Source organism: Thioalkalivibrio sulfidiphilus HL-EbGr7 (assembly GCF_000021985.1).
In the GTDB taxonomy this organism is placed as follows: domain Bacteria; phylum Pseudomonadota; class Gammaproteobacteria; order Ectothiorhodospirales; family Ectothiorhodospiraceae; genus Thioalkalivibrio_A; species Thioalkalivibrio_A sulfidiphilus.
In genome coordinates this window covers 140,145-155,539 of the sequence record NC_011901.1, presented here as the reverse complement: position 1 = coordinate 155,539, position 15,395 = coordinate 140,145, and the positions used below count along the sequence as shown (strand labels likewise).

The 15,395-nt window shown below is 65.7% G+C and carries 12 protein-coding genes and 1 pseudogene; 8 read left to right on the top strand and 5 right to left on the bottom strand.

Annotation, left to right across the window (positions count from 1 at the left end; genetic code table 11):
- Positions 1–15 precede the first annotated feature (15 nt).
- From TGR7_RS00710 to ppk2, 3 genes are all read left to right on the top strand, one after another.
- The gene (locus TGR7_RS00710) at positions 16–621 is read left to right on the top strand and encodes a DUF502 domain-containing protein (RefSeq protein ID WP_012636733.1); all 606 of its coding nucleotides are present in this window, start codon (positions 16–18) and stop codon (positions 619–621) included.
- A gap of 272 nt (positions 622–893) precedes the next feature.
- Positions 894–1,370: a macro domain-containing protein gene (locus tag TGR7_RS00705; RefSeq protein ID WP_012636732.1), complete on the top strand. Its 477-nt coding sequence runs from the start codon at positions 894–896 to the stop codon at positions 1,368–1,370.
- A 72-nt stretch (positions 1,371–1,442) separates the two neighbouring features.
- A complete protein-coding gene (ppk2, locus tag TGR7_RS00700; RefSeq protein ID WP_012636731.1) occupies positions 1,443–2,624 on the top strand; it encodes a polyphosphate kinase 2 in 1,182 nt (393 codons plus the stop codon).
- Positions 2,625–2,637: 13 nt separating this feature from the next.
- Here the strand turns inward: ppk2 and TGR7_RS00695 are convergent, their stop codons facing one another.
- The gene (locus tag TGR7_RS00695) at positions 2,638–3,729 is read right to left on the bottom strand and encodes a hypothetical protein (protein WP_245523009.1); all 1,092 of its coding nucleotides are present in this window, start codon (positions 3,727–3,729) and stop codon (positions 2,638–2,640) included.
- Positions 3,692–4,531, bottom strand: a complete 840-nt coding sequence (locus tag TGR7_RS00690; protein ID WP_012636729.1) for a hypothetical protein — start codon at positions 4,529–4,531, stop codon at positions 3,692–3,694. The genes TGR7_RS00695 and TGR7_RS00690 overlap by 38 nt, the downstream gene beginning before the upstream one ends.
- Before the next feature lie 403 nt (positions 4,532–4,934).
- On the opposite strand from TGR7_RS00690, the gene TGR7_RS00685 reads away from it, so the two are divergent.
- The 5 genes and pseudogenes from TGR7_RS00685 (at position 4,935) to pgaD (ending at position 11,888) form a co-directional block, all read left to right on the top strand.
- Complete coding sequence (locus tag TGR7_RS00685; protein WP_049764578.1) at positions 4,935–5,150, top strand: EAL domain-containing protein; 216 nt, start codon at positions 4,935–4,937, stop codon at positions 5,148–5,150.
- 493 nt (positions 5,151–5,643) lie between these two features.
- The gene (pgaA, locus tag TGR7_RS00680; RefSeq protein ID WP_012636728.1) at positions 5,644–8,040 is read left to right on the top strand and encodes a poly-beta-1,6 N-acetyl-D-glucosamine export porin PgaA; all 2,397 of its coding nucleotides are present in this window, start codon (positions 5,644–5,646) and stop codon (positions 8,038–8,040) included.
- On the top strand, positions 8,040–10,094 hold the full coding sequence (gene pgaB / locus TGR7_RS00675; protein ID WP_012636727.1) for a poly-beta-1,6-N-acetyl-D-glucosamine N-deacetylase PgaB: 2,055 nt from the start codon (positions 8,040–8,042) through the stop codon (positions 10,092–10,094). Before pgaA ends, pgaB begins: the two co-directional genes overlap by 1 nt.
- Positions 10,095–10,106: 12 nt before the next feature.
- Positions 10,107–11,368: pseudogene (pgaC, locus tag TGR7_RS00670) on the top strand (poly-beta-1,6-N-acetyl-D-glucosamine synthase).
- A gap of 4 nt (positions 11,369–11,372) precedes the next feature.
- Positions 11,373–11,888, top strand: coding sequence for a poly-beta-1,6-N-acetyl-D-glucosamine biosynthesis protein PgaD (gene pgaD, locus TGR7_RS00665; protein WP_012636726.1), 516 nt, complete (start codon positions 11,373–11,375; stop codon positions 11,886–11,888).
- 20 nt (positions 11,889–11,908) lie between these two features.
- Here pgaD and bioF read toward each other — a convergent pair whose 3' ends face one another.
- The 3 genes from bioF to bioB all read right to left on the bottom strand — a co-directional run bounded on the left by bioF (position 11,909) and on the right by bioB (position 15,386).
- Positions 11,909–13,087, bottom strand: a complete 1,179-nt coding sequence (gene bioF, locus TGR7_RS00660; protein ID WP_012636725.1) for an 8-amino-7-oxononanoate synthase — start codon at positions 13,085–13,087, stop codon at positions 11,909–11,911.
- Entirely contained in the window at positions 13,080–13,850 is a 771-nt protein-coding gene (locus TGR7_RS00655) for a class I SAM-dependent methyltransferase (protein WP_012636724.1), read from the bottom strand. The genes bioF and TGR7_RS00655 overlap by 8 nt, the downstream gene beginning before the upstream one ends.
- A 531-nt stretch (positions 13,851–14,381) precedes the next feature.
- Entirely contained in the window at positions 14,382–15,386 is a 1,005-nt protein-coding gene (gene bioB / locus TGR7_RS00650; protein WP_041440650.1) for a biotin synthase BioB, read from the bottom strand.
- Positions 15,387–15,395 lie beyond the last annotated feature (9 nt).

The window sequence follows — 15,395 nt, the reverse complement described above, 5'->3', positions numbered from 1 at the left end:
CACCCGGAGCCCAGCGTGCGACACCTGCCCAAAACCTTCTTCACCGGCCTGGCCGCCATCCTGCCCATCGTCATCACCCTCGCCGTGCTGTGGTGGCTGGGCAGCACCACCGAGCAGGTGCTGGGCGGGCTGTTGCGGGCGATGCTCCCGGACCTGCTGTATTTCCCGGGGCTTGGCATCATCGCGGGGATCGGACTGGTGCTGGTGGTGGGTGTGCTGCTTCGGGCCTACGTGGTACGCGGGCTGTTCGACTGGATGGAGCGGCAGATGCAGCGCATCCCGGTGGTGAAGACCATCTACGGCATGGTGCGCGACATCACCCGACTGATGTCCGGGGACATCAAGGAGCAGTTCGGCCAGGCGGTGCTGATCACCCTGCCCGGCACCGACTTCAAGCTGGTGGGGTTCGTCACCCGGGAGGACTTCGCCGGACTGCCGGCCAACCTGGGTGATGAGCAGACCATCGCCGTCTACCTGCCCATGAGCTACATGATCGGCGGCTACACCCTGATGCTGCCGCGCTCGCGGATCGAACCCCTGGACCTGTCACTGGAGGACGCCATGCGCTTCGCGCTGACCGCCGGCGTCTCGGCGCGCAAGGACAACGGCACCACATCCTGAACATCCACGCACGCAAGTGTTGTTCGTAGGTCGGCCTTCAGGCCGACGGCCGGTGCCCGCCGAAGCTGCGTTGTCGGCCTGAAGGCCGACCTACGGGGAACAGCATGGATCCGCGCGGTACATTCAGCGCGGCGCGCCAGCACCCCCGCAGGCGGTCCACGGGACGCAGGCTGGCCTGCACGGCCCTCTCATGATTTGGATCAATACCGGGGTGCTGTCCCGGCGAGATGATGGTTTAAAGACATCCAACATCATCCGGGAGCAAAGACAGCATGATCAAATACGTGAAGGGCGACATCCTGCTCGACAAGGCACAACTGGTCGCCCACGGGGTCGCACCCAATGACCATTTCAACCAGGGCCTGGCATTGTCCCTGCGCGAGAACTGGCCGGGCATGTACAAGGACTTCCGTCATTACTGCCAGACCCAGCACCCGGCCCCGGGCACCCTGTGGGTCTGGGTGGCTGCCGACGGCACGCGCTTTGCGAACCTGCTGACCCAGGAAGGCGTCCAGGAGCACGGTGCGAAACCCGGCAAGGCGAGCGTCAGCCATGTGAACCACTGCCTGCGCGAACTGCGCAAGCTCGTCGAATCGGAAGGCGTAAACACGGTCGCGTTGCCGCGCCTGGCCACCGGCGTGGGCGGGCTGGACTGGCAGGACGTCAAACCCCTGATCGAAAACCACCTGGGTGACCTGGGCGCCACGGTCCACGTCTACGAGACCTACGTCCCCGGTCAGGCGGCCTGAACCCCGGCGCCGCGGCCCGAATGCCGGGCCGCGACCATATGTACCCATTCCAGCAAGTGCAGGGAGACCCTCATGGCACTAAAAGACCCGAAGGCCAGCGATGGCAACGAGACCCTATCCACGGCCACCAGCCGCAGGGGCGCGCCGCGATCCCGCGTGCGACGCGCAACCGGGGGTGATGTGTCGCCCGACCAGTCGACTCAGGGCATCGAGCAGTACGTGACGAACGAGGCGATGCGCGCTGCCCGGACCTCAAAACAGATTGCCCTCGAGGACATCATCGAGACGGGTGCCCAGGGGGACATACAGTCCCTGGCCGATCACCTGGGCGCCATCCTCCAGGGGGCATCCCCCGACGACATCTCGGTGCTGCGTCGCACCCTGTTCCAGGATGAACTGGCGGCCACCTTCAGGACCGGCGTCAGGGCCGACGACGAGCTGGCCGACGACTGGCGCAGCGGCGGCTATCCGTACAAGAACCTGATGAGCCGCAAGAACTACGAGAAACAGAAATACCGGCTGCAAGTGGAATTGCTGAAACTGCAGAAGTGGGTGCGCGCCACGGGACAGCGGGTGGTGATCCTATTCGAAGGCCGTGACGCGGCGGGCAAGGGCGGCACCATCAAGCGTTTCATGGAACATCTCAATCCGCGCGGCGCACGGGTGGTGGCCCTGGAGAAGCCCACGGAGACTGAAAGGGGTCAATGGTACTTCCAGCGCTACATCCAGCACCTGCCCACCGCCGGCGAGATCGTGCTGTTCGACCGCTCCTGGTACAACCGCGCCGGCGTGGAGCGGGTCATGGGCTTCTGCACCGACGCCGAGTACGCCGAGTTCATGCGCCAGGCGCCGGAGTTCGAACGCAACCTGGCGCGCAGCGGCATCCACCTGATCAAGTTCTGGTTCTCCGTAAGCCGCGGGGAACAGAAGCGGCGTTTCAAGGAACGCGAGGCCCACCCGCTCAAGCAGTGGAAACTCAGCCCTATCGACCTGGCTTCCCTGGACAAGTGGGAGGATTACACCCGCGCCAAGGAGGCGATGTTCTTCTACACCGACACGGCGGACTCGCCCTGGACGGTGGTCAAGTCGGACTGCAAGAAACGCGCGCGGCTCAATGCCATGCGCTACGTGCTGCACAAGCTGCCCTATGCGGACAAGGTCCAGGCGGACATCGGCCCCATCGACCCGCTGCTGGTCGGACGGGCGAACGTGGTGTACGAACAGGGGGAAAAAGAGGGCGTGGCTATCCTCTAGGAGCCGGTGCTGTTCAGCGCTGCACCCCGGCACCGCGCAAACGATCCACGGGACGCAGGCTGGCCTGCACGCCCTCGGCCAGGATGTTCACGTCGGACTCGAACAGGGCAAGGAACGGCCGCGCGTATTCCACCTCCATGGTCCCGCGCAGGGCGTCCACGCTGGCGTGCAGCGCCCGCTCCAGGTCGTCGCGGTTGAGCGCCTCGTCGGCCTTCAGGAGTACCCACTCGGTGCCCAGGATGCCGCCCACGAACACCACCACGCCGCAGCCGATGGCCAGAGGGCCGGTGAAGCCGCAGGCGGCGGTGCTGGCCCCGGCAGTGCCCCGGCCTGCCAGGCGGGCGGCGGCCCGGGCGCTGGCGGCGGCGGCATTTACCCGGGTGATCGCCGCCCGGGCGAGCAGGGCGCCGGCGCCGGCACCCGCGGTCATCTGCAGGCCGATCGAGTCCCCATCCAGTAACCCGACCACGTGGCCCCGCAGGCGCTGCTGCACGTCGATGGGTTCGCCTGCCGCCGCAGAGCCCTCCTGGCGGAAGGGGGCAAGCTCCCGGGCCAGCCAGGCAAGCCAGCCGGCCTCCAGGGTGGCCAGCTCGCGGCTGTGCAGGGCCGCCACCGCCCGGTCCAGGGCCGCCAGTTCCTCACGCCAGATATCCTCGGGAAACAGCCGCTCAGTCACGGCGTCCACCAGCACATCACCCCTGCCAGTCCAGAACGGGTTTGGCACGGCGGCCAGCAGGCGCAGGGTCACGCCGGGCACCGAGTAGTACCACTCCGCGAACTCGGGCACACGCCCGTGCACCCGTTCGAACAGCAGGTCCAGCTCCCGGCTCACGCCCAGGGACAGGCGTTCCAGGGCCTCGGCTTCGGCCTGGTCGAGCCACGCGGGCCGGGTGCGGGACAGACGTTCGAGCTCGCGCTCCGGGACCCGGTAGACCTGCGCCTGGATCTCCACCTCCAGGTATCGGGGCATCAGCCAGCCCCAGGGATCCTCGGCGGTGAGCGTCCACAGCAGGGCGGCCATGGCGGCGAGCACCGCCAGCAGGTAGGGAAGGTGGAAACGGTTGGCGTCAGGCGACGCCGGGGCCGGACTCGGGACGGGCTGCATGTCCATAGACTACATGAGAGACGGCCTCCCACAGCAGCAGGCAGGGCCACACGAACAGCCATTCCTGGACCAGCACCACCATCCAGGCGACAAGACGCAGCCCCACACCCGGCAGACCCTCGAACCAGTGCTGGGCCAGCCAGTGACGCGCCCCGTCCAGGGCGGTGGTCAGGGTCAGCAGAAAGCGCAGCAGGGGGCTTTCCGCCTCCTGGCTGGCGGCGAAATGCCGCACCGCTTCGAACAGGCTTAGCTCGCCCAGATCCGGGAGCGGCCGCCACAGTCCCCAGGTGGCCAGCCCCAGCAGCAACAGGCCGGCGGCGCTCCAGACCAGCAGTCGCGCCGCGGTCACGGGCAGGAACTCCTCGCTGGCATGCCGATCCAGATACGTCTGAAGGCCGCGCCAGGCCATGGCCCAGAGCGGCACGCACAGCACCAGCACGATCCAGGTCAAGGGAGGGATCCCCCGGGCCAGGGACACCAGCAGGGCCAGGGCCAGGAACGCGGCCAGCAGGGCCTGGGTGATGAGCATCAGCAGGCCGCCGCGCAGGCGCCGCGTCCAGGGACTCTCGGGGCGCAGGTGCACCCGCAGCCAGGCACGGCGGGCCATGCGTCGGCGCCAGAACAGCAGGGCCAGCACGGGCAGCCACAGGACTGCGGCACTGAGCAGCACGGCGCCGTCGGCCATGCCCGGCAGGGCCCGCTCCAGGATCAGCAGCAGGGTGATCAGGGCCAGCAGCCCGAGCATCAGGCGCAGTTCGCGCTGGCGGACCAGCCAGCCGCCGGAGGATGGAGATTCGGACATCCCTACTCCCACAAGTGAGTTCCGATCACGGTATGCGAGTCCCGCCGCCGATACCAGGGCCCGGGGTCCGCATTAGGGGCGGCTCTCGGCGTCCGCCGGATAACTGGAATTTCTTTATGGTCAACAGCGATTACGCCCAGGGTGGCCAGATTTCTTAACTCAAGCCTGATAGACACCCTGCTTCGTTCGGCTGTCTTCGACCCAGAGACAGCCCAATCCCATAATCCAACCATCTGTCGCGTAGTTGTAATAGACACGAAAAATTGTATTTCTGCTGCTCCTTGAAGCCTGCTATAAGATTCCGAGGAGCAAATAACAAGAATCCAGCGCAAGCGGACAGGGACGTGGGACCAGGCAGGCCGCGACGACGGCGCCCTCCACCCCCGGGAGCACAACCCACACCATGCCAGTCTCTGACCTCAAGCCGCGTCTGCACAGCCTGGGCCTGGAGGTGGTGGCGGAGGGCGTGGAAACCCGCCAGACCTGGAACTTCCTCAGGGATCACGGCTGTGACGCCGCGCAGGGCTATCACATGAGCAAGCCGCTGCCCGCCGAGGAGCTGGAGATCTGGGTGAAATCCCGCAAGTCTCAGCGGCCGTCAACGGCGGCGAATCTCTGACCTGGATAGCGCACATCAAGGATCACGAATGCCGGCGACCAGGAACGCCTGACCACCACCACCTCACGGCCGCACAGGCCGATTGATGGCACTCACTCATCAACTCGCACTCCGCCGCATCCCCCCCGCCGTCCGGGCTCATTCACCCGCCATGCCAATTCATATAAATCTCGCATTGTCAATGACATGAAATTCATTCTGTGACGGGGTACACTTTCTCACCGCAGACCTCGCCCCCCTCGCGTTTAGTAAGTGCATGTGAAATATAGCTTTATTGCTCTACGCGCTGAGGCAGAGGGAATCCCCCATCGTATCGGTGAGATATGTCCTGGTACCCGACAGCCAATCCCGAGGCCCGCATCTCCCGCATGGCGCCCTCATCAAACGTGAACGATCTCGGGCAGCCGGGCTGATGGACGCGGCAAGGGAACATCGCCGGGGGCGGACACACCTTCGCTCGATCGCGGGATTCGCGCGGATCACCTGCGTGCTAATGCTGCCATGGGCCCTGTTGGCTCCCGGGTATGCCAGCAGCCTTGACCAGCAGCGGGAATCGGCCGTCGAACTCGCCCGTGAGGGACGCATAGACGAGGCCGCAGATCGACTGCGGACGCTGGATAATCAATTCCCGAACCAGCCTCTTCTGCAGGCAGACCTGATCGTCGTGCTGCGCCTGTCTGGCGACAATGCCGGGATTGCGGCACGAACGGCGGGCCTCGATCCCGAATCCGTGCCGGACTATGCCCACATGAGCTGGGCTGCTGCCCTGCGTGACCAGGGTGAATTCACGGCGGCGGCGGATGTCCTGCGCGAGTCCAGGAAGCGGGTGGGCACCTCCGCGCAGATCCTCTTTGCCGTGACCAGCGCCGAGGCTGGCGACATCCCGGCGGCACGCCAGGCCATTGCACACATTCACCCCTTGCCCGAATCGGCCCATGAACTGGCCCTGATGGCCTATGCCCTGCGCCAGTCGGGTGCATCGCACGAGGCACTGGCGCTGGCCAATCGAGCGCGTGCCCGCGACCCACAATATGCCCTGGCCTTTCAGGAACAGGCCATGGCCCTGTGGATGCTGGGGGCCAGCAACCGGGCGTTTGCCGCGATGCAGGAACGTCCGGATCTGTTCGAGGATGACATTCGCCATCAAGCCGATGCAGAGGCAATCGCAACGGACATCCGGCAGGCGCTCGACATCCGCGCCGAGATGGAGGCCGCAGGCCGCCACCGTGAGCGAAACCGGGCGCTGGATCAGGCCCTGGCGAGGGTAGACGGATTTCTTTCGCGTGTCCCTGATACGCACCCTCAACACCTTCGGGTCCGCTTCGACCGGGTTGCATTACTGCGCGAACTCGAGCGAATGCCCGAGGCCATCGATGCATTCGAGGCATTACCGGAGCCGACAGCAGCCCCGCCCTTTGTGCGCCGGGCAGCAGCGGATGCCTATCTGGCCGAGCAACAGCCGCGAGCGGCCCTGCCCCTGTACCAGTCCCTGATACCGGAGGATGAGCCGCCGGAGGCCTCGCTGTTGCTGGATCTCTATTACACGCACATCGCACTCGAGGATTATGCGGCAGCAGCGGATCACCTGGATGAGGCCTACCGTCACACCCCGGTGTGGCTGAGTGTTGGCCCGGACCGGGACCCGATCCCCAACTGGGAGCGGGTAGACATTGATCACCTTCACGCCTACGACGCAGCCTATCGGCAGGATCTTGGCCTGGCCTGGGAACGCAGTAGCGAATTGGTGCGTCAGGCGCCTGCGCACGCGGGGCTGCGCAACACCCAGGCACGCATCGCCCGCTGGCGAGGCTGGCCGGCCCGCTCGCGTGAGATCACCGAAATCGCCGAACGCTGGGCGCCCGATGCGCGGGATACACGGCTGAATCGGGCGGAAAATGCGCGGGACCTGGGTGAGCACGATGCCTGGAAGCAAGAGCTTGCCTCCCTGAGGGCCGACTACCCGCGCAGCCGGGATGTGCAGCGTCTATCCGCAGAACTGGAGGACCGTGACCGCCCCTCCATCGAGAGCGAGCTGATTTTTGGCCGAACCTCGGGTGGCGATGGCCTGGTCAGCGGCGATCGCGACCGGACGTGGCGTACGCGGCTGAATTCGCCCTGGTCCGCTCATGCGCACCGGGTCTTTCTGGAACACCGTGACTCTACAGCTACCTTCGATGAGACGCAGGCACGTCATGAACGCATCGGCGCAGGTGTCGAGTGGGCTGCCCGACGCAAGCAGGCCTGGGTACGTCTCGATCGTGATTTGACGAACGACACCAACCCCGGTGTCGCGGCCGGGTGGTCGCAGTGGCTCAATGACCACTGGCGTTTCGGCATCGAAGCCGACAGCGTCTCGATGGAAACACCCTTGCGTGCAATCGATGCGGGCCTGGAAGGCTGGGCGGTCTCGGCTTCCGTGGACTGGCGTGCCCACGAATCGCTGTCAGCCTACACCAGGCTCGGCCTGCTCTCGATCGATGACGGCAATCGCCGCACTTCGCTGGGCACTGGGGTGACCCATCGGGTGTTCGCCAACGCCCACCATGCCACCGACCTGGGCGCCGATGTCTATTTCCAGAACAACAGCCAGCCGGGCGGGCCCTATTTCAACCCGGAGCAGTCCGCCAGCCTGTCCATCCGGGTGGACCACCAGTGGATAACCTGGCGCCACTATGACCGCTCCTTGACCCAGCACTTCCATGCCGCAGCAGGGGCCGGCTACCAGTCCGGGTTCGGCAGCGATCCGGCCATCGCACTGCGCTACGAGCATCGCTGGAGCCTGGATCGCCGCTGGGGCTTCGATTACGGCGTGGGCTGGGGCTCCACCACCTACGATGGCGACCGGGAAAACCGTCTGTTCGGGCTTGTGCGCCTGCGAGGGATCTTCTGATGCGCCGTCTGCTCATGATCCTGATGGTGCTCCTGGGCCTTGGTCACAACCCTGTAGTTGCCCAGCAAACCTTCACCATCCCGGAGGGGCACTTCCTCGCGCTGTCCTATCACGATGTGCGTGACGACCTGGTGCCCGGGCTCGATCCGGATCCGTATGCCGTCAGCACGCGGAGACTGGCGGAATGGTTTGACTGGATGAAGCGGAACGGCTGGCAACCGGTTTCATTCCAGCAGATTGTCGATGCGCACGAAGGCAAACAGCCCTTACCCGAGAATGCTGTCCTGCTGACCTTCGATGACGGTCTTGCGAGCGTCTACAGCCATGTGTTCCCGCTGCTTCAGGCCTATGGCTATCCCGCGCTGGTCGCACTGCAGACCGGCTGGCTGGAGACTGTCTGGGCTGGCCAGGATATCACCTACAACCCCGATACCTTCGCCGTTACGGCCGTTGACGGCGTTGCGATGGGCCCGCTCCCGCCCGGGACGGTCGAGTACAACGAGGCGCCGCTCGGGGCGGAGGGCTTTCTGTCCTTGTCCGAGCTGCGCGAAATGCAGGCATCCGGACTGGTGGAGTTCGCCAGTCACAGCCACGACCTGCATCGGGGCATCCTGGCAAACCCGCAAGGCAATGTGCAGCCGGCGGCGATCACGCGCCAGTATGACCCCGATACGTTCCAATACGAGGATCACGAGGCATTCCGTCAGCGGATCCTCGAGGACCTGCTCACCAGCAGTGCCTCGCTGGAGGCGATGGTGGGCATCGCGCCGCGGGCCATCGTCTGGCCATACGGTGCCCACAGCCTGGAGGTGGATGCGCTCGCGGCCCAGGCTGGCATGCCCTGGTCGATCTCGCTGGGCTCGAACCCGGTCAATCACACCCAACATTTGCGCTTTGATCGTCTGCTGATCAGCCAGGATCCCGGCCCGATCGAGATCGCACGGAGCGCACTGCCAGAATCCGCGAGGCGCGCGGCATCCCCCCAACCGCAGCGCGTGATCCATATCGACCTGGACTACGTCTACGATCCCGATCCGGAGCAGACCAACCGCAATCTCGGTGTACTCCTGGACCGCATCCAGCGGATGCAGGTGCGCACGGTCTACCTGCAGGCCTTTGCGGATCCGAACGGCGATGGCAACGCGGATGCGCTGTATTTCCCGAACCGTCATCTGCCGGTGCGTGCCGACCTGTTCAATCGAGTCGCCTGGCAGTTGCGCACGCGTGCCGGGGTACGCGTATACGCCTGGATGCCGCTGCTCGCATTCGACCTGCCCGACACGGAACTTCATGCCGAGCTGTCGGTGCAACGACCGGGACCCGATGGCAACCCGGTGCCGTCCGATCGCGACTATCGCCGCCTGAGTCCATTTCTTCCCCGGTCACTCGAGATCGTGAGCGAGATCTATGCCGATCTGGGCATAGCGGCCAGTGGCATTGCCGGCATCCTGATTCATGACGATGCCTACCTGGCGGCCGACGAGGACTTGGCTGCTTGCCGAGACGAGGCACGCTGGCCCGGCACCGACCGCCGCCTGCCGACTTGTGATCTGGATCCGAAAGAGAAGACGCAAGCCTTGATTGATTTCGGAGAGGCGGTGATCGATCGCCTGCGCTACCACACCAACGCATCCATGGATTTTCGCACCGCGCGCAACCTCTACGCCCGCGTCATCCTGGATCCCGCGGCCGAAGCCCGTTTCGCCCAGTCCCTGCCCGCCTTCGTTGACGCCTATGACGAGGTCGCCATCATGGCCATGCCCTGGCTGGATGGCACCGATCTCGCGCCAGAGGTCTGGCTCGCCCAGCTCGCGGATGCGGTGGAACAGAAGCTCGGTGGCTTCGACGACGTTGTCTTCGAATTGCAGGCGCGCGACTGGCGTGGCGACGGGCGCTGGCTGGAGGCCACGCTACTGCGCGACTGGATGGAACAGCTGGTACGCCGTGGCGTTATGAATTTTGGCTATTACCCGGACGACTTTCTTCGGGACCAACCGGAATTCGGCCCCACCTTCGAGGGCATTTCGCTCAATGCCTTCCCGCACCGCCGATAGGGTGTTATCCGCATGATCCCCAACACCCTGATGCACTTTGTCTTTTTCTATCCGCTGATCATGGCCTGGGTCTGGATGATCGGCGGCATCGTGTTTTACTTCCACTGGGAACGCCGCAACAAGAGGGATCCCGACCACCTGCCCTACACCGGCCGCTCAGCACCGTGCAGCATCATCATCCCGTGCTTCAACGAGGCCGAAGTGATCCGCGACACCATCCACTACGCGCATTCGAGCGAGTACCCGGACTTCGAGGTCATCGCCGTCAATGACGGGAGCACGGACAGCAGCGCCGAGATCCTCGAACAACTGACCCGCGAGTACCCCGCCTGCGCGTCGTTCACCTGGCCAGCAACCAGGGCAAGGCCGTTGCCCTGCGCACAGGTGCGCTGGCCGCCAAGCACGATTTTCTGATCTGCATCGATGGCGATGCCCTGCTGCATCCCAATGCAGTGGCCTGGATGATGCATCACCTCACTTCCGGCCCCCGGGTGGGCGCCGTCACCGGCAATCCGAGAATCATCAATCGCAGCACCCTGCTGGGCAAGCTTCAGGTTGGGGAATTCTCGGCCATCATCGGATTGATCAAGCGCGCCCAGCGCATCTATGGACGGATCTTCACGGTGTCCGGTGTGATCGCGGGATTCCGTCGAACCGCGCTCGACCGTATCGGCTACTGGAGCAGCGATATGGTCACCGAGGACATCGACATTTCCTGGCGTCTGCAGCTGGACCATTGGGATATCCGCTACGAACCCAATGCACTTTGTTACATCTACATGCCCGAGACCTTCAAAGGTCTGTGGCGCCAGCGTCTGCGCTGGGCACAGGGCGGCGTGGAGACGGTGATGCGTCATGGTGCCAGCCTGTTCCACTGGCGCAAGCGCCGCTTGTGGGGTGTCGCTCTCGAGTACCTGACCAGTGTCCTCTGGGCGTACGTGATGTTTGCCGTCATCCTGTTGGCCCTGACGGGGCTGGTCATCGATCTGCCAGAAGGATGGGTCCGTCCTGGGCTCATTCCGCAATGGGCGGGCGTTATCCTCGGCCTGACTGCGCTCATGCAGTTCTTAGTCAGCTTGATGATCGACCGCCGCTATGAACCTGATCACCGGCTCTTCCGCAATTACTTCTGGGTGATCTGGTATCCACTGGCCTTCTGGTTATTATCCATGGCCACCACTGTCGCTGCCGTGCCCATCGCACTCATCAAGCGTTCCGGCAAGCGTGCCCGATGGGTCAGTCCGGATCGTGGACTTCGGCCCCCGGAAACTTAAGCACATGACACACGCCCGACCACGCCTGCCCAGGATCATCGAACGCGCGGATCTTGAGCCCAAGGGAAAACGCTATCTCGGCCGATTCATCAATCTGCTGGGATGGGCGATCTGGACCTATCTGTTTACGCCCCTCATCGCGCTGATTGGCTGGTTCCTGGGCTTTGAGCTGTTCCAGCGGCACATCCTGGATGACCCGATGGGGACCTTACGTGCGATCCAGACCTACGCGATCATCATCGTCTCGGCGGCCGTGATCTTCGTCGCCTGGGCGGGCTATAACTGGTTTCGCTATCACGGCAAGCAACGCCGGCACGCGCCCGCGGCGGTGGGGACCGAGGAGCTCGCCCGACATTTCGGCATTGCGCGCGACGATGCCCGGAAGATCGCCAGGGAACCCATCGTGACCGTGCACTTCGACGACGATGCGCGCATCATCAAGGTGCAGACCGGGCACACGTTCGATTCCACGGGAGAACCCGATTCCGAAGTGCAGGTGGCAGAACGCACTGGGTCATGACTCGGCGCGAACGCACCGGATCAGCGACTGCCGACGTCTTCACTCCCCCGCATCGATCGATCCAGGGCCTCCAGCAGCCGATCCACCTGCGCCTCCGTGTGGGCAGCGCTCAGGGTCACTCGCAGGCGGGCGGTGCCCTCGGGCACCGTGGGCGGGCGGATGGCGGGCACCAGCAGGTCCTGTTCCAGCAGCCGCTCGCTCAGCCGCAGTGCCTCCACCGCATCGCCGATCACCAGGGGCTGGATGGGGGTCTGGCTGTCCATGAGCCTCACACCCAGCTGCCCGGCGCCCGCACGGAAACGGGCCACCAGCGATCTGAGCTTCTCCCGGCGCTTGCCCTCGGCCTGCACGATCCGCAGTGCCGCCCGGGTGGCCTCGGCCATGGCGGCGGGCATGGCGGTGGTGTAAACGTAAGTGCGGGCGGACTGGATCAGGGTCTCGATCAGGGCCTCGCTGCCCGCCACGAAGGCCCCGGCGGTCCCGAAGGCCTTGCCCAGGGTGCCCATGAGAATCGGCACCTGCTGCTGGCTCAGTCCGAAGTGCTCCAGGCTGCCGGCCCCGGTCTCCCCCAGTACCCCCAGGCCGTGGGCGTCGTCCACCAGCAGCCAGGCCTGGTGGGCGGTGCAGATACTCGCCAGTTCCGGCAGTGGGGCCAGGTTGCCGTCCATGCTGAACACCCCGTCGGTGAGCACCAGGCGCTCACCGGTCTGGCCCAGGCCCGCCAGCCGCTGGGCCAGGTCCACGGCGGTGGCGTGGCGGTAGCGCTGGAAACGGGCCCCGGAGAGCAGGCCCGCATCGATCAGGGAGGCGTGGTTGAGCCGGTCCTCCAGCACGTGGTCGCTGCGCCCCAGCAGGGCCTGGGCCACGCCCAGGTTGGCCATGTAGCCGGTGGAGAACAGCAGCGCACGTTCGCGGTTCGTGAATGCCGCAAGCTCTTCTTCCAGTTGATGATGTGCCCGGGTATGGCCATTGACCAGGTGGGCCGCGCCGGCACCCGCGCCGTATTCCGAGGCCCCCTTGCGCAGGGCGGCGATCACCTTGGGATGACTGGCAAGCCCCAGGTAGTCGTTGGAACAGAAGGCGATCACCTGGCGCCCGTCCACCACCTGTTCCGGTGTCTGGCGCCCCTCCAGCACCCGGCGACTGCGGTACAGCCCCTTGGCGCGGCGCTGCTCCAGTTCCGTCTTCAGGTCACGCATGGGCCGGGGCTCCCGAGGCGCGGGTCACGCGCAGGCTCAGGGGCCAGCGCACAGTGCGCGATTGTTCGGGATCACCCCAGCGGGCGGCCAGTGCTGCGGCAAGATCGGCCAGCGGATCCTGGCCGGTGGCCTGCCGGCAACGGGCCACGGCGGACCAGGTGCTCAGGTAGCCCAAGAGTTGCGGCAGGTTCCAGTGGCAGTGCATGGCGAAGTCCGGTGTCTCCAGGGGTTCGAAGGGGAGTGCCAGGTCCCGGTAGCCGTTGAGCACGTGGCGGCGCTCCGACGGCCACCAGGGACCCAGGGTCTCGTCGTGCAAGGCGCGCAGCAGCGCATCCAGCGCCGGCTCGCCGGTCTCCAGGCGCCCGTAGCTCCAGGCGGCCAGCAGGCCGGCGGGAGACAGCACCCGGCGCAGCTCCCGGTGAAACGGGTCCCCATTGAACCAGTGCAGGGCCTGGGCCACCGTGACCAGGGCCACGCTCCCGTCATCGGCGGGGCACTCGGTGGCCGGGGCGACCCGGTAGTCCACGCCCGGCACCGCTTCGGCGGCGCGGATCTGCGCATTGGAGGCATCGGTGGCGAGCACGCGCTGGAAATGCTCCGCCAGGCCTCGGGCCGCCTGCCCGGTGCCTGTGGCGCAGTCCCAGGCGAGCGCCTGGTGGGGGGCGAGGCTCGCAAGCCAGGCGAACAGTGCCGGCGGATAACCGGGCCGGTGGCGACCGTAGTCCGCGGCGACGGGGGCGAAGTGATCGGTGAACGAGGTCATAACGTCGGCCATCCCGCAGGCGCGGCGACCCCGCCGCGAACGGCTAGCCCGCATAATTCATCAAGGATCGCGAATGATTGTGGTCTCTGGGCCTGTCACGCGCCGTCTCTGGAAGGAGAAGCGTAGCCGTCTCTACGGTTCGACTGAAGAGCAAGTGAGACAGGCCCAGAGGCCGCAAGCATCGCGATAGGCCGGCGGCGGTGGTACAAAGTCTCACCTCAGAATTCGGGCCAGATGTGTCGATTCATGCCGCGTATTCAGAAGCTTACACGAAGCCGACGGCCGCCTTGGTGAAATATGCGGGCTTGAGATCCAGCGGGCGTTGCTGATCGCGCAGAGGACGCAAAGCCGCGGAGAGCGCAAAGAGACCTTGTTCTAAAAATCTCCGCGCTCTCCGCGTCTTTGCGTCCTCTGCGTACCCCCGATCGGCCCGGTCGGAGCCCGGCCGTGGTTCGGCCCGGGGTCGGGCCTCCTACGGTGGTAGCTGTGTTCATCCTTCGTGAGCCGGATGAGGCGCAAGCCGAATCCGGCTCACGCCGCGTGGATGTCCACGCCACCGCAGGTCTCGCAGGAGGCCCCTTCGTCGCTGTGTTCCAGGGGATGGATGCCCAGGCGCTCGAACAGCGCGCGGTCGTGGTTCTCGCCGGGGTTGGGGGTGGTGAGCAGCTTGTCGCCGTAGAAGATGGAGTTGGCGCCGGCGAAAAAGCACAGGGCCTGGAGTTCGTCGTGCATCTCAGTGCGTCCCGCGGACAGGCGCACGTAGGAGGCGGGCATGAGGATGCGCGCCGTGGCGATGGTGCGCACGAACTCGAAGGGGTCCAGGGCCTCGGTGCCGGCGAGCGGCGTGCCTTCCACCTGCACCAGGTTGTTGATAGGCACCGACTCCGGGTGCCTGGGCAGGTTGGCCAGCTGCTGCAGCAGGCGCGCCCGGTCGCGGCGGGACTCGCCCATGCCCAGGATGCCGCCGGAGCAGACGTTGATGCCCGCCTCGCGCACGTGGGCCAGGGTCTCCAGGCGATCCTGGTAGGTGCGGGTGGTGATCACCTGGCCGTAGAACTCCGGCGAGGTGTCCAGGTTGTGGTTGTAGTAGTCGAGGCCGGCGTCCTTGAGGCGCCTGGCCTGGGCGTCGGTGAGCATGCCCAAGGTCATGCAGGTCTCCAGGCCCAGCTGCTTGACCCCCTCCACCATCTCGATGACCCGCTCCAGGTTCCGGTCCGTGGGGTTGCGCCAGGCGGCGCCCATGCAGAAACGGCTGGCACCGTGGGACCTGGCGTTGCGCGCGGCCTCCAGCACCTCCTCCAGGGGCAGCAGGCGTTCGCGCTCCAGCTCCACCTCGTGGTGGGCGCTCTGGGGGCAGTAGCCGCAGTCCTCGGGACAGGCCCCGGTCTTGATGGACAGCAGGGTGCTCACCTGCACGGCGTTGGGGTCGAAGTGGGCCCGGTGCACGGTGTGGGCGGCGAACAGGAGGTCATTGAAGGGCCGACCCATCAGCTCCAGGATCTCGTCCACCTGCCAGTCGTGGCGGATCTCGCTCATGGGACTCGC

Excerpts from the sequence above, each read along its gene's own strand:
- TGR7_RS00705 (WP_012636732.1), top strand. The coding sequence starts at position 894 with ATGATCAAATACGTGAAGGGCGACATCCTGCTCGACAAGGCACAACTG.
- ppk2 (WP_012636731.1), top strand. The coding sequence starts at position 1,443 with ATGGCACTAAAAGACCCGAAGGCCAGCGATGGCAACGAGACCCTATCC.
- TGR7_RS00695 (WP_245523009.1), bottom strand. The coding sequence starts at position 3,729 with ATGCAGCCCGTCCCGAGTCCGGCCCCGGCGTCGCCTGACGCCAACCGT.
- TGR7_RS00690 (WP_012636729.1), bottom strand. The coding sequence starts at position 4,531 with ATGTCCGAATCTCCATCCTCCGGCGGCTGGCTGGTCCGCCAGCGCGAA.
- TGR7_RS00685 (WP_049764578.1), top strand. The coding sequence starts at position 4,935 with ATGCCAGTCTCTGACCTCAAGCCGCGTCTGCACAGCCTGGGCCTGGAG.
- pgaA (WP_012636728.1), top strand. The coding sequence starts at position 5,644 with ATGCTGCCATGGGCCCTGTTGGCTCCCGGGTATGCCAGCAGCCTTGAC.
- pgaB (WP_012636727.1), top strand. The coding sequence starts at position 8,040 with ATGCGCCGTCTGCTCATGATCCTGATGGTGCTCCTGGGCCTTGGTCAC.
- pgaD (WP_012636726.1), top strand. The coding sequence starts at position 11,373 with ATGACACACGCCCGACCACGCCTGCCCAGGATCATCGAACGCGCGGAT.
- bioF (WP_012636725.1), bottom strand. The coding sequence starts at position 13,087 with ATGCGTGACCTGAAGACGGAACTGGAGCAGCGCCGCGCCAAGGGGCTG.
- TGR7_RS00655 (WP_012636724.1), bottom strand. The coding sequence starts at position 13,850 with ATGACCTCGTTCACCGATCACTTCGCCCCCGTCGCCGCGGACTACGGT.
- bioB (WP_041440650.1), bottom strand. The coding sequence starts at position 15,386 with ATGAGCGAGATCCGCCACGACTGGCAGGTGGACGAGATCCTGGAGCTG.